The organism is Streptomyces sp. NPDC002867, from assembly GCF_053591895.1.
Genome location: NZ_JBSFUR010000020.1, coordinates 47,805 through 61,358, shown reverse-complemented (window position 1 = coordinate 61,358; position 13,554 = coordinate 47,805). Strand labels below are relative to the sequence as shown.

Genomic DNA, 13,554 nt, shown 5'->3' with positions numbered 1-13,554 from the left:
GGGGTTCCCAGATGACAGAGCGCAAGAAGGACCGGCCCTGGCTCATGCGGACGTACGCCGGTCACTCGACCGCCGAGGCGTCCAACGAGCTGTACCGGCGCAACCTCGCCAAGGGCCAGACGGGACTGTCGGTCGCCTTCGACCTGCCGACACAGACCGGTTACGACCCCGACCACATCCTCGCCCGCGGCGAGGTCGGCCGGGTCGGTGTGCCGGTCTCCCATCTGGGCGACATGCGCCGGCTGTTCCAGGACATCCCCCTGGAGCAGATGAACACCTCGATGACCATCAACGCCACGGCCATGTGGCTGCTGGCGCTGTACCAGGTGGTCGCTGAGGAGCAGGGTGCGGACATCACCAGGCTTCAGGGCACGACCCAGAACGACATCGTCAAGGAGTACCTGTCGCGCGGGACGCACGTCTTCCCGCCCGGTCCTTCGCTGCGCCTGACCACCGACATGATCACGTACACGGTGGCCCACATCCCCAAGTGGAACCCGATCAACATCTGCAGCTACCACCTGCAGGAGGCCGGGGCCACGCCGGTGCAGGAGATCGCGTACGCGATGTCCACCGCGATCGCCGTGCTGGACGCCGTGCGGGACTCGGGCCAGGTGCCGGCCGAGAAGTTCGGCGACGTGGTCGCCAGGATCTCGTTCTTCGTGAACGCGGGCGTCCGCTTCATCGAGGAGATGTGCAAGATGCGCGCCTTCGGCCGCATCTGGGACAAGGTCACGCGTGAGCGCTACGGCATCGAGAACGAGAAGCAGCGCCGTTTCCGCTACGGCGTCCAGGTCAACTCGCTCGGTCTGACCGAGGCGCAGCCGGAGAACAACGTCCAGCGCATCGTGCTGGAGATGCTGGCCGTCACGCTCTCCAAGGACGCCCGCGCGCGTGCCGTGCAGCTGCCCGCCTGGAACGAGGCGCTGGGTCTGCCCCGCCCCTGGGACCAGCAGTGGTCACTGCGCATCCAGCAGGTGCTGGCGCACGAGTCGGACCTGCTGGAGTACGAGGACATCTTCGCCGGTTCGCACGTGATCGAGGCCAAGGTCGACGCCCTCGTCGAGGAGTGCCTGGCGGAGATCGACCGGATCCAGGAGATGGGCGGCGCGATGGCGGCCGTCGAGTCGGGCTACCTCAAGTCGCAGCTGGTCTCCTCGCACGCCGAGCGGCGCGCGCGGATCGAGGCCGGCGACGAGAAGATCGTCGGCGTCAACATCTACGAGACGACCGAGGAGAACCCGCTCACCGCGGACCTCGACACGGCGATCATGACGGTCGACCCGGCGAACGAGGCACGCGTCGTCGCCAAGCTGCACGAGTGGCGCGCCGGCCGTGAGGAGTCCCGCGCCGCGGAAGCCCTCGCGGCGCTGAAGAAGGCCGCGGCGGGCACCGAGAACCTGATGGCGGCCACCGTCGAGTGTGCGCGTGCGGGCGTCACCACCGGCGAGTGGGCCTGGGCGCTGCGTGACGTCTTCGGCGAGTTCCGTGCGCCGACGGGCGTCAGCAGCGCCCCGGTGGCGGTCACCGCCGAGGCGGGCACCCCTCTCGCGCTGGTACGCGAGAAGGTGGCCCGCACGGCGGAGGAGCTGGGTGCGGGGCGGCTGCGGCTGCTCGTCGGCAAGCCCGGCCTGGACGGCCACTCCAACGGCGCCGAGCAGATCGCCGTACGGGCCCGCGACGCCGGGTTCGAGGTGGTCTACCAGGGCATCCGGCTGACCCCCGAGCAGATCGTCTCCGCCGCCCTCGCGGAGGACGTGCACTGCGTCGGTCTGTCGATCCTGTCCGGCTCGCACGCCGAGCTGGTGCCGGACGTGCTGAAGCGGCTGCGTGAGGCGGGCGCGGCCGACATCCCGGTGATCGTGGGTGGCATCATCCCGAATGCCGACGCCACCGAACTGAAGGCGGCGGGTGTGGCCGCCGTCTTCACTCCGAAGGACTTCGGAATCACGGAGATCATCGGCCGTATCGTCGACGAGATCCGTCAAGCGAACAAGCTCGACCCCCTGGAGGTCCACGCATGAGCACGCCTGTGCACCCGGTCAACCGTCTCCGCCCGCGCCGTTCCTGCCTGGCCGTGCCCGGTTCGAACCCGCGCTTCCTGGAGAAGGCCCAGGGCCTGCCGGCCGACCAGGTCTTCCTGGACCTGGAGGACGCCTGCGCGCCGCTCGCCAAGCCGGAGGCCCGGCACACCATCGTGAAGTTCCTGAACGAGGGTGACTGGACGGGCAAGACGCGGGTCGTGCGCGTCAACGACTGGACCACCGAGTGGACCTACCGCGACGTCGTCACCGTCGTCGAGGGCGCCGGCCAGAACCTCGACTGCATCATGCTGCCGAAGGTGCAGACCGCCGAGCAGGTCGTCGCGCTCGACCTGCTGCTCACCCAGATCGAGAAGACCATGGGCTTCGAGCTGGGCAAGATCGGCATCGAGGCGCAGATCGAGAACGCGCAGGGCCTCAACAACGTCAACGCCATCGCCCAGGCGTCGCCGCGCGTGGAGACGATCATCTTCGGCCCGGCCGACTTCATGGCCTCCATCAACATGAAGTCCCTGGTCGTCGGCGAGCAGCCGCCCGGCTACCCGGCCGACGCGTACCACTACATCCTGATGAAGATCCTGATGGCCGCCCGCGCCAACAACCTCCAGGCGATCGACGGTCCCTACCTCCAGATCCGCAACATCGACGGCTACCGCGCGGTCGCCCAGCGCGCCGCCGCGCTCGGCTTCGACGGCAAGTGGGTGCTGCACCCGGGCCAGGTCGAGGCGTCCAACGAGATCTTCTCGCCCTCCCAGGAGGACTACGACCACGCCGAGCTGATCCTGGACGCGTACGACTACTACACGTCCGAGGCGGGCGGCAAGAAGGGCTCGGCGATGCTCGGCGACGAGATGATCGACGAGGCCAGCCGCAAGATGGCTCTGGTCATCTCCGGCAAGGGGCGCGCGGCCGGCATGCAGCGCACCACCAAGTTCGACATCCCCGCCAACTAGAAAGGCCCTGAGCGACATGCAGTTCGGACGCACCTACGAGGAGTTCGAGGTCGGGGCCGTCTACAAGCACTGGCCCGGGAAGACGGTCACCGAGTACGACGACCACCTCTTCTGCCTGCTCACCATGAACCACCACCCGCTCCACATGGACACCAACTATGCGGAGAAGACGACGGACTTCGGCAAGAACGTCGTCGTCGGGAACTACATCTACTCGCTGCTGCTCGGCATGTCCGTGCCGGACGTCTCCGGCAAGGCCATCGCCAACCTGGAGATCGAGTCGCTGCGGCACGTGGCGCCGACCTTCCACGGCGACACGATCTACGGCGAGACCACGGTCCTCGACAAGAACCCGTCGAAGTCGAAGAACGACCGCGGCATCGTCTACGTCGAGACCAAGGGCTACAAGCAGGACGGCACCCTCGTCTGCGTCTTCCGGCGCAAGGTGATGGTCCCGACGGAGACGTACATCAAGGAGCGCGGCGGCGAGCAGCCCGGCCGCCCCGAGCTGAAGGCGCAGGAGAAGTAGTCATGGCCCGACTCGCCCAGACCGCAGGTCTGACCGATGTCCAGCAGGAGATCCTGTCCACCGTCCGTGACTTTGTCGACAAGGAGATCATTCCTGTCGCCACGGAGCTGGAGCACAAGGACGAGTACCCGCAAGAGATCGTCGACGGCCTCAAGGAGCTCGGCCTGTTCGGCCTGATGATCCCCGAGGAGTACGGCGGCCTGGGTGAGTCCCTCCTCACGTACGCGCTGTGCGTCGAGGAGATCGCCCGCGGCTGGATGTCCGTCTCGGGCATCATCAACACGCACTTCATCGTGGCGTACATGCTCAAGCAGCACGGCACGCAGGAGCAGAAGGACACCTTCCTGCCGCGCATGGCGCTCGGCGAGGTGCGCGGTGCGTTCTCGATGTCGGAGCCGGGCCTCGGCTCGGACGTCTCGGCGATCACGTCCAAGGGCGTGAAGGACGGCGACGAGTACGTCCTGAACGGCCAGAAGATGTGGCTGACGAACGGCGGCACGTCCACCCTCGTCGCGGTCCTGTGCCGGAGTGACGAAGGACACCCCGAGGGCACGGCCCCGCACAAGTCGATGACGACCTTCCTCGTCGAGAAGGAGCCGGGCTTCGGCGAGGTCCGTCCGGGCCTCACCATCCCCGGGAAGATCGACAAGATGGGCTACAAGGGCGTCGACACGACCGAGCTCATCATGGACGGACTGCGCATTCCGGCCAATCGGGTGCTCGGCGGGGTCACCGGCCGAGGATTTTACCAAATGATGGACGGCGTGGAGGTCGGCCGCGTGAACGTCGCCGCCCGTGGTTGCGGTGTCGCGCAGCGCGCCTTCGAGCTGGGTGTCTCGTATGCCCAGCAGCGTCACACTTTCGGCAAGCCGATCGCCTCCCACCAGGCGATCCAGTTCAAGCTGGCCGAGATGGCTACCAAGGTCGAGGCCGCGCATGCCATGATGGTGAACGCGGCACGCAAAAAGGACTCCGGGGAACGAAACGACCTGGAGGCAGGGATGGCGAAGTACCTCGCCTCCGAGTACTGCAAGGAAGTCGTCGAGGACGCCTTCCGCATCCACGGCGGCTACGGCTTCTCCAAGGAGTACGAGATCGAGCGCCTCTACCGCGAGGCTCCGATGCTGCTGATCGGCGAAGGTACCGCCGAAATCCAGAAAATGATCATCGGACGTCGGCTGCTCGAGGAGTACCGGTTCCAAGGTTGATTGCCGCTTTTGAGTCGGTTAGGCCGCGAAGAAGATCACACCCTGTCATCATCTTCCGGCCGCCGACTCGGTTTCCGGCTTTCCCAGTTGTGCTCCGTACCCGATAACATCGGCCGGAAAGCCGCCGTCCCCCGTGTTACCCAGCGCGGCATCATCCGCTACGAAGGTCATCCATGCCCCACAGCCAAACCTCTGCACCACGCGACAGCCGCTTTGGCGTACGTATCGCTCGCGGAGCATCGCCGTGGCTTCTGCCGACCGTCGCCACCGCTGCCCTCAGCCTGGCCCGTGCCCGCCGTTCGCGGCGGGCCGCGGCCGTTGCCGTGCCCGCCACCGCGCTCGCGGCGGGCATGCTGTGGTTCTTCCGCGACCCGGAGCGCGAGATCACGTCCGGGCGGGTCATCTCGCCCGCCGACGGAGTGGTGCAGAGCATCATGCCGTGGAAGGACGGACGCACCCGCGTCGCGATCTTCATGAGCCCGCTCAATGTCCACGTCAACCGCGCGCCGCTCGCCGGCACGGTGACGTCGGTCGAGCACATCCCCGGCGGTTTCGTGCCCGCGTTCAACAAGGAGAGCGAGAACAACGAGCGCGTTGTCTGGCACTTCGACACCGAACTCGGCGACATCGAGATGGTGCAGATCGCCGGCGCGGTCGCACGGCGTATCGTCCCGTACATCCCGCAGGGCACCAAGGTCGAGCAGGGTGATCGCATCGGTCTGATCCGCTTCGGCTCGCGCGTCGACATCTACCTTCCCGAGGGTGTCGAGGTCGCTGTCGAGGTGGGCCAGACCACGACGGCGGGGGTGACTCGCATTGACCGTGATTGATCCCGACACACAGGCGAACTGGGCGGCGGAGTCCGAGGAAGAGGACGACGCGGAGGAGATGCCGCTCTCTCTGCGGCTGTCGATAGCGGACACCCTCACGCTCGGCAACGCCACGTGCGGCTTCATGGCGGTGTACTTCACCACCACCGGCATCCTCATCCCGCACCTCCAGGGCAGCCAGGAGACCGGCATGGCGCGGCACAGCGCCGCGACGGCCGTGATCCTCATGCTGCTGGCGGCGATCTTCGACCTCTGCGACGGGCTCGTGGCCCGCAAGCTGCGGTCGTCGCCGATGGGCGCCGAGCTGGACAACCTGTCGGACCTGATCAGCTTCGGTCTCGCGCCCGCGTACTTCGTGCTGGTCTACGGCATGGTCGCGGACGACGCCCATCAGCGGGTCTCGGCGGTGGCCGCGATCGTGGTGCTGCTGGCGGTGGTGCTGCGGCTTGCGAGATTCTCGTGCGTGACCATGAAGGACGGCATGTTCCAGGGCATGCCGAGCCCCTTCGGAGCGCTCACGGTCGTCTCGATCGTGCTGCTGGAGCTGCCCTTCATCCCGACGCTGCTGGCGATCATCGGAGCGGCGTGGCTGATGGTGAGCCGGGTCGAGTACCCCAAGCCGCGGGGTGTCCTCGCGGTGGCGATGCTCGGCTGGATCGTTTCGGCGATGGGCATGCTGGCGGCGTGGGCGTTCGACGCGCCGGGCGGCCAGGTGCTGCTCCAGATGGGCTGCGCACTGCAGATCGTGATGGCGGCGACGATCCCCCTCTTCGCCACCGCCCGTCGCGTGAACACGTTCCGCGACAACCGCCGCGAGAGCCGCGAGGCCCGTGCGGCGCAGATCCCGTAGCACACGCGTCCTGTACGCCGAGGGCCCGGAAGCGAAAGCTTCCGGGCCCTCGGCGTTTTTCGGAGTGGGTCACGGGCGATGGCGCAGGGGATGGTCCTCGGGCACCTCGACCACCGCGATACGCACCCCGTCCGGGTCGGCGATCCACATCTCGACCAGCCCCCACGGCTCCTTCTGCGGCGCTCTGAGCACCTCCACGCCCCGCTCCAGCAGTTCGTCGTGGGCGGCCCGCACGTCGGGCACCTGCAGCCACAGCCGCACGGCCGGCGAGGGCGGGGTGTCGGAGCGGCCCGAGAGTTCGAGGAACCCGCCGCCGAGGAAGTACACCGTTCCCCGCTCGGGGCCGGTCCCGAATTCACGGTAGACCGCCAGCCCGAGAGCGCGGCCGTAGAAGTCGCGCGAGCGCTGCGGATCGGTGGGGCTCAGCAGCATCCTGCTGCCCAGTACATGCACCATGCACAGAGCGTATCGGGAGCAGGGAACCGACGTCCTGCGATTCGGCCTCGGTTCCCCGCTGTCGGCGAGGACCGGCCATCGGGGCGGTGACGAGCGCTCCCGGCCCCGGCGTCATCCGGGCTTGATGCGACCGCGCCAGCCTCCGCTCTCGCCGCCCTGGTGCTCGATGTACTCCTTGAAGCGCCGCATGTCGCCCTTGACGCGCCGGTCGATCATTCCGGTCATGTCGGCGGCCTTCTCCACCATGCCGCCGGGCTCGACGTCCATCACGAGTTCCACCCGTGTGTGCGTGTCGTCCAGGCGCTGGAAGCTCACCATGCCCTTCTGCTTGCTGTCGCCGCTGATGGTGCGCCAGGCGATGCGTTCGTCGGGGAGCTGGTCGATGATCTCGGTGTCGAATTCCCGCCGTACTCCTCCGATCCTGGTGGTCCAGTGGTTGTGGCGGTCGTCGACCTGGGTGACCGCCTCCACGCCTTCCATGAAGTTCGGGAACTCCTCGAACATCGTCCACTGGTTGTAGGCGGTGCTCACGGGAACCTCGACCTCGACGGACTCCTTCACCGTGCTCATTACTGCGCCTCCTCCTGGATCTGCCGCGGGGCAGGGTCTGCCCGCGCAGGCTGTGCACGTCGTGCCGTAGTGCCGGGTACCCAGTGGCCGCCTTCCTGCACCGGGGGATCCGCACATACCGCGTGCGTGGGCGGCGGGCGTCGAGGCCCGTGACTGCGGGGGCTCCACGGAAGAAGCCCCGCCCCCGGGCGACGCGCGCCAGGGGGCGGGGCAGGGCCTCGCGGGCGGTGGCCGCAAGGCGCGGCCCGAAGCTGCCGCGCCCTGGGGCGTCCCGTCAGGTGAGGAAGTCGCGGGCGATCGACTCCGCCGCCTGTTCCAGCAGCGGGCCCGCGTGGGCCATGCACAGCGCCGGGTCCGGTTCCAGGGCGGTCAGGGCGTAGGCGCGCCGGATGCCCGCGCGGCCCAGGGCCTCCGGCGGGAGGGCCAGGCGGCCGCAGACAGCGACCACCTCGATGCCCTGCGCGCGGGCCGCCGAGGCCACGCCCGCCGGGGCCTTGCCGTGCAGCGTCTGCTCGTCCAGCGAGCCCTCGCCGGTGATGACCAGCGTCGCCCGCTCCAGCGCCTGCGCGAAGCCCAGCACGTCCAGCATGACCTCGATGCCCGGCCGGAAGCGGGCACGGAGCGCGACCAGCGCGCCGTAGCCGATGCCGCCCGCCGCGCCCGCGCCGGGCGCGTCCGCCAGGTCGGGGCCGAGGACGGACGCGTAGTGGGCGAGTGCCTCGTCGAGGGCGGCCACGTCGTCCGGCGTCGCACCCTTCTGCGGGCCGTAGACCGTGGGCGCGCCCTTCGGTCCGGTCAGCGGGTTGTCGACGTCGCTGGCGAGGATCAGGTCGACGTCCTCGAAACGGGCGTCCAGGCCCGACAGATCCGCCGTCGCGAGCGCGCTCAGGCCGCCGCCCCCCGGCGGCACGGGCTTGCCGTCCGCGTCCAGGAAGCGGGCGCCGAGCGCGGCCAGCATCCCGGCCCCGCCGTCCGTGGTCGCGCTGCCGCCGACGCCGAAGACGATCGTGCGCGCGCCCGCGTCGAGCGCGGCGCGCAGCAGCTCCCCGGAGCCGTACGTCGTGGCGCTGAGCGGTGCGAAGACGCCGGCCGGGAGGTGCTGGAGGCCCGACGCCTCGGCCATCTCCACGACCGCGGTGCCGTCCTTCAGGGCGTACGCCGCTGTCACGGGGTCGCCGAGCGGCCCTGTCACCCGTACCTCACGGCGTTCGAACCCCGCCGCCACCGCCGCGGCGACCGTGCCGTCGCCGCCGTCGGCGACGGGCAGGGTATCGACCTCCAGGTCCGGGACGATCCGCCGCAGCCCGGTCGTCACCCGCTCGGCGACCTGCACCGCCGTGAGCGAGCCCTTGAACTTGTCAGCTGCGACGAGCACCCGCGCAGGCTGAGAAACTGCTCCGTCCCTCACCGTGTATCCCTTGCTGTCGAACAGGCAGTCGCGCCGTCCCCGACCCTATCCGCACCCTCGGACGCCCTGCTACCCCGGCATCGGACGGCGTCACGGCGCGCACGTGGGTGTTTCCTCCATATGCGGCGCCACCGGGGCATGGCGCACCCGCCGCGGCAGGAGGCGGATGACCTACGCTGCCTGCCGTGACGACCTCCGACTACGCCGCCTACATCGCCTCCCTCCCCCGCATCCTCGCCGGAGCCGCCGCACTGTTCCGGGACGCCGAGGGGCGGGTGCTGCTCGTCGAGCCCAACTACCGCAAGGGATGGGCGCTGCCCGGCGGCACCGTGGAGTCGGACCTCGGCGAGACGCCCCGGCAGGCCGCGCGCCGGGAGACGCTGGAGGAGATCGGTCTCGATCTCGAGCTGGGCTCGCTGCTCACGGTGGACTGGGTGCCGGGCGAGGGGCGGCCGCCGATCGCCGCGTACGTGTACGACGGCGGCGTGCTGACCGACGCCCGGTTCGAGGCGATCAGGCTCCAGGAGGACGAGCTGTTGTCCTGGCGACTGGTGGCACGCGAGGACCTGTCCCACTACCTGCTCGGCTCGCTGTACCTGCGGGTCGAGGCGTCGCTCGACGCGCTGGCGGCCGGCACGGGGGCGGTCGAGCTGGAGAACGGACTGCCGCCGAAGCCATGACCCCACGAATGAGCGTTTTGCACCGAATGCCGCTGACCGCCGTACCGTAGACGGGCGTTCACGGCGCGTTGTCCGCGCCGCCCAGGCCCGTGCACACCCACCGGGCAGCCTCCGGATCCCCAGGACTCCGGAGGGACCATGCTCACGCACCTGCGCGGCTGGATCACCGCCCTCGCCGCTCTGGCGCTGACCGTCGCCGGCGCGGCCCCCGCCGCCACCCCGCACGAGATCCCCGCACAACCCCCGCAGACCGCCGCCAGGAATCCCCAGCTGCCTGCGCGACCGCTGCCCGTCGCGGTCGACGGCGGCTCCTGGCGCTCCGGCCATCTCCAGGGCATGGCGCTCGACCGCGCCGGGCGCCACCTGTACTTTTCCTTCACCGACATGCTCGTCAAGACCGACCTGAGCGGCCGGCCGCTCGGGTCGGTCCGTGGCATCGGCGGCCACCTGGGCGACCTCGACTTCAACACGGCGGACGGCCGCGTCTACGGCTCGCTGGAGTACGGAAGGGACGCCGCGTTCTACATCGCCGTCTTCGACGGGAGGCGCATCACGCGCATGAACATGGACGCCCGGACCAGCGGGGTCCTGACCACCGTCCACCTCGGCGAGGTCGCCCGCGACTTCACCGCGGACATGGACGGCGACGGCGTCTTCGACGGCGACACCGGCGACACCGCCGATCACCGGTACGGGAACGCCGGCATCGACGGGGTCGCCTTCGGCCCCGCCTTCGGGACGACGGGCGGCCCCCAGATGCTGACCGTCGCCTACGGCGTGTACGCCGACACCGCGCGGCGCGACAACGACCACCAGGTCCTGCTCCAGTACGACGTACGGGACTGGAGGCGGTACGAGCGCCCGCTGAACGAGTCACGTCCGCACCGCAGCGGGCCCGCCGGGCACGACGGCAAGTTCTTCGTGTACACCGGCAACACGACGTACGGCGTGCAGAACCTGGAGTACGACGGGCACAGCGGCAACTGGCTGATGGCCGCGTACAAGGGCGCCAAGCGTCAGTTCCCCAACTACGGGCTCTTCGCCGTCGACGGCGGCAGGCCGCCCGTCGAGGGCGACGTCCGCGGCCAGCGGCGGCCGGAGCGGGGGATGCTGCTGTCGCTCCTTCCGCAGGGGGAGCACCACGCGCCCTCGGGGACGTACGGCTGGCACGCGCCGGGGCAGTTCGGCCTGGTCTCCCTCGACGACGGCCGCTTCTACGTCGGCGAGTCGACGAAGGCGCGCGGCGGCACCGCCACCCAGACGGGGAAGGCGCTGCTGCGCCGCTGGACCGGCCGCACTCCCCTGCCGTTCGCCCCGCTCACCGGTTCCGGTGCGGCAACCGGCTGACGGCCGCCGCGCGCCGGGTCCCCAATGAGGTCTCTGCCGCCATTCGTTGACAGAGCATCAGTACATCTGGGTATGCCGCTTACGGGTGTGCGCGCCGTCCGGTACGGCGCGCACACCCCCGCTGGGCACCATCCGGACTTCGAGGACACCGGAGGGATCATGCACAGGCACGCGTACGGCTTGCTGACGGCCGCCGCCTTCGTGGCCGCCGCGACGATCGGCACCACCACCCCCGCGACCGCCGCCGGCCCGCCCCCCGAGGCGGTCGAGCCACCCCTCACGGTGGACGGCGGCGCCTGGCAGGCGGGGCACCTGCAGGGCATGGCGCTGGACCGGCAGAAGGGGTTCATGTACTTCTCGTTCACGAACCTGCTGGTCAAGACGGACCTGCAGGGCAGGCCGGTCGGATCCGTGACCGGGTTCACCGGGCATCTGGGCGACCTGGACTTCAACACCGCGGACGGGCGCGTCTACGGCTCGCTGGAGTACAAGGCGGCCGAGGCGTTCTACATCGCGATCCTGGACGGCGACCGGATCGACCGGATGAACATGGACGCGGAGACGAGCGGGGTCGTCACCACGGTCCACCTGCGGGAGGTCGTGGAGGACTACACCGCCGACATGAACGGCGACGGCGTCTTCGACGGCAACACGGGCGCGACGGCAGACCACCGCTACGGGTGCAGCGGCATCGACGGGGTCGCCTTCGGCCCGGTGTTCGGCAGGAAGAACGGGCCGCAGAAGCTGACCATCGCCTACGGCGTCTACGCCAACACGACGCGCCAGGACAACGACCACCAGGTCCTGCTCCAGTACGACGTACGCCAGTGGCACAAGTACGAGCGGCCGTTGACCGAGTCGGCGCCGCACCGCAGCGGCCCGGCGCGCACGGACGGCAAGTTCTTCCTGTACACCGGCAACACCAGGTACGGCGTGCAGAACCTGGAGTACGACGGGCACAGCGGCAACTGGCTGATGGCCGCGTACAAGGGATCCAAGCCCGGCTTTCCCAACTACTCGCTGTTCGTCGTCGACGGCGACGGCAGACCCCGCTGGGGCGAGATCCGCGGCCAGCAGGAGCCCGAGACCGGGCGGCTGCTGCCGTTGCTGCGTGAGGGACTGCACCACGAACCCTCGGGCACCTACGGCTGGCAGTCGACGGGGCAGTACGGTCTGGTCTCGCTCGACGACGGGCGCTTCTACCTGGCCGAGACGGCGAGGGTCCAGGACGGCGATGTGGTGAAGGAGTCGGGCAAGGCGGTCCAGCAACGCTGGACGGGTCTGACACCGACGCCGTTCGCCAAGGTCACCCCCTAGGGACCGTCCGCGGACCGGCGGGCAGGCGGGCAGGCGGGCAGGCGGCGGTCAAATCGGTCGCCACCGGCCCGCCGGGCTGCGTACGCTCGTTCGTATGACACTCGTCGCGATCCTCAGCGGCGCCGGTATCTCCACCGATTCCGGCATCCCCGACTACCGCGGCCCGCAGGGCCTGTGGCGGCGGGATCCGGAGGCCGAGAAGCTCGTCACGTACGACTACTACATGTCCGACCCCGACATCCGGCGCCGCTCCTGGATCATGCGCCGCGAGAGCGCGACCTGGCGCGCCGAGCCGAACGCCGCGCATCGCGCCGTCGCCGAGCTCGACCGCCGTCCCGGGGTCGCCGTCCGGGTGATCACCCAGAACGTGGACGGACTGCACCAGCTCGGCGGCATGCCCGACCGCAAGGTGCTCGAACTGCACGGCACCGCGCGCACGGTGACGTGCACACGCTGCCATGTGCGCTCGCCGATGGCCGACGCGCTGGCCCGCGTGGAGGCGGGCGAGGAGGATCCGGCGTGCCTCACGTGCGGCGGGATCCTCAAGTCGGCGACGGTGATGTTCGGCCAGCGGCTCGACCCGGAGGTGCTGGGCCAGGCGATGGCGATCGCCAAGGCGTGCGAGGTGTTCGTCGCCGTCGGCACCACACTGAAGGTGCAGCCCGCCGCGTCCCTGGCGGGGATCGCGGTCGAGCACGGGGCGCGGCTGATCGTGGTGAACGCGGAGCCGACGCCGTACGACGAACTGGCCGACGAGATCGTGCGCGAGCCGATCGGCACGGCGCTTCCGGCCCTGCTCGACCGCCTGGCGGCCCAGCCGCCGGAGCACCTGGCGTCCTGAGGGCGGGACGACCGGGCAGCGCGCTTCTAGAACAGCGCGTCGTCCGGCGTGCCCTGCTCGAAGGCGAGCAGGCGCTTCTTGCGGTCGAGCCCGCCGCCGTAGCCGACGAGGCTGCCGGACGAGCCGATCACCCGGTGGCACGGGACGATGATCCCGATCGGGTTCCTGCCGTTGGCGAGACCGACCGCGCGAGAGGCTGCCTTGTTGCCGAGGATCTCGGCGAGTTCGCCGTAGGTGCGGGTCTCGCCGTAGGTGATGCGCCGCAGCTGGTCCCAGACGCTGCGCTGGAACGGTGTGCCGTCGCAGTGCATCGGCAGGTCGAAGACGGTGAGTTCGCCGGCGAAGTACGCGGCCAGCTGCTCGACGGCCGCGCCGAACGGCGTCTCGTCGGGTACGCCGAAGGTCTCCTCCCCCGGGCGGTGCCGCTGACCGGTCATGTAGAGCCCGCTGAGCACGCCGTCGGTGGCGACGAGCGTGAGCGGGCCGTAGGGGCTGTCGACGACGGTGTGCTGCCTGGTCATGC

Annotated in this window: 14 protein-coding genes; 10 read left to right on the top strand and 4 right to left on the bottom strand. The window is 69.8% G+C overall.

The genetic code is table 11. The features are described 5' to 3' along the window. The first annotated feature begins 11 nt into the window (after positions 1 to 11). From ACWD0A_RS20315 to pssA, 6 genes are all read left to right on the top strand, one after another. Complete coding sequence (locus tag ACWD0A_RS20315; protein WP_307712599.1) at positions 12 to 2,024, top strand: protein meaA; 2,013 nt, start codon at positions 12 to 14, stop codon at positions 2,022 to 2,024. After that, a complete protein-coding gene (locus ACWD0A_RS20310; RefSeq protein WP_451299952.1) occupies positions 2,021 to 2,995 on the top strand; it encodes an HpcH/HpaI aldolase/citrate lyase family protein in 975 nt (324 codons plus the stop codon). The genes ACWD0A_RS20315 and ACWD0A_RS20310 overlap by 4 nt, the downstream gene beginning before the upstream one ends. A gap of 16 nt (positions 2,996 to 3,011) precedes the next feature. Beyond that, positions 3,012 to 3,524 carry a MaoC family dehydratase gene (locus tag ACWD0A_RS20305; protein WP_451299950.1) on the top strand — a complete coding sequence of 171 codons (513 nt, stop codon included), beginning with the start codon at positions 3,012 to 3,014 and terminating at the stop codon, positions 3,522 to 3,524. A 2-nt stretch (positions 3,525 to 3,526) separates the two neighbouring features. Then, positions 3,527 to 4,732: an acyl-CoA dehydrogenase family protein gene (locus ACWD0A_RS20300; RefSeq protein WP_307712602.1), complete on the top strand. Its 1,206-nt coding sequence runs from the start codon at positions 3,527 to 3,529 to the stop codon at positions 4,730 to 4,732. Between the two features lie 173 nt (positions 4,733 to 4,905). Continuing rightward, positions 4,906 to 5,562: a phosphatidylserine decarboxylase gene (locus ACWD0A_RS20295; RefSeq protein ID WP_451299948.1), complete on the top strand. Its 657-nt coding sequence runs from the start codon at positions 4,906 to 4,908 to the stop codon at positions 5,560 to 5,562. Next, on the top strand, positions 5,555 to 6,412 hold the full coding sequence (gene pssA, locus ACWD0A_RS20290; RefSeq protein ID WP_307712604.1) for a CDP-diacylglycerol--serine O-phosphatidyltransferase: 858 nt from the start codon (positions 5,555 to 5,557) through the stop codon (positions 6,410 to 6,412). Before ACWD0A_RS20295 ends, pssA begins: the two co-directional genes overlap by 8 nt. Before the next feature lie 69 nt (positions 6,413 to 6,481). On the opposite strand, the gene ACWD0A_RS20285 is transcribed toward pssA, so the two are convergent. The 3 genes from ACWD0A_RS20285 to ACWD0A_RS20275 form a co-directional block, all read right to left on the bottom strand. Further along, entirely contained in the window at positions 6,482 to 6,868 is a 387-nt protein-coding gene (locus tag ACWD0A_RS20285; protein WP_451299946.1) for a VOC family protein, read from the bottom strand. A 111-nt stretch (positions 6,869 to 6,979) separates the two neighbouring features. Further along, positions 6,980 to 7,438, bottom strand: a complete 459-nt coding sequence (locus ACWD0A_RS20280) for an SRPBCC family protein (protein WP_451299944.1) — start codon at positions 7,436 to 7,438, stop codon at positions 6,980 to 6,982. Positions 7,439 to 7,712: 274 nt separating this feature from the next. Continuing rightward, entirely contained in the window at positions 7,713 to 8,846 is a 1,134-nt protein-coding gene (locus ACWD0A_RS20275; RefSeq protein WP_451299942.1) for a glycerate kinase, read from the bottom strand. 185 nt (positions 8,847 to 9,031) lie between these two features. Here ACWD0A_RS20275 and ACWD0A_RS20270 point away from each other — a divergent pair, with 185 nt between their 5' ends. The 4 genes from ACWD0A_RS20270 (at position 9,032) to ACWD0A_RS20255 (ending at position 13,031) form a co-directional block, all read left to right on the top strand. Continuing rightward, the gene (locus ACWD0A_RS20270; protein ID WP_451299940.1) at positions 9,032 to 9,526 is read left to right on the top strand and encodes an NUDIX domain-containing protein; all 495 of its coding nucleotides are present in this window, start codon (positions 9,032 to 9,034) and stop codon (positions 9,524 to 9,526) included. Positions 9,527 to 9,664: 138 nt separating this feature from the next. Further along, a complete protein-coding gene (locus tag ACWD0A_RS20265; RefSeq protein ID WP_451299938.1) occupies positions 9,665 to 10,873 on the top strand; it encodes a YncE family protein in 1,209 nt (402 codons plus the stop codon). Between the two features lie 159 nt (positions 10,874 to 11,032). Continuing rightward, a complete protein-coding gene (locus tag ACWD0A_RS20260) occupies positions 11,033 to 12,190 on the top strand; it encodes a hypothetical protein (RefSeq protein WP_451299936.1) in 1,158 nt (385 codons plus the stop codon). A 94-nt stretch (positions 12,191 to 12,284) separates the two neighbouring features. Then, positions 12,285 to 13,031, top strand: a complete 747-nt coding sequence (locus ACWD0A_RS20255) for an SIR2 family NAD-dependent protein deacylase (protein WP_451299934.1) — start codon at positions 12,285 to 12,287, stop codon at positions 13,029 to 13,031. Between the two features lie 26 nt (positions 13,032 to 13,057). Here the strand turns inward: ACWD0A_RS20255 and ACWD0A_RS20250 are convergent, their stop codons facing one another. Beyond that, a complete protein-coding gene (locus ACWD0A_RS20250; protein WP_451299932.1) occupies positions 13,058 to 13,552 on the bottom strand; it encodes a methylated-DNA--[protein]-cysteine S-methyltransferase in 495 nt (164 codons plus the stop codon). Positions 13,553 to 13,554: the final 2 nt, after the last annotated feature.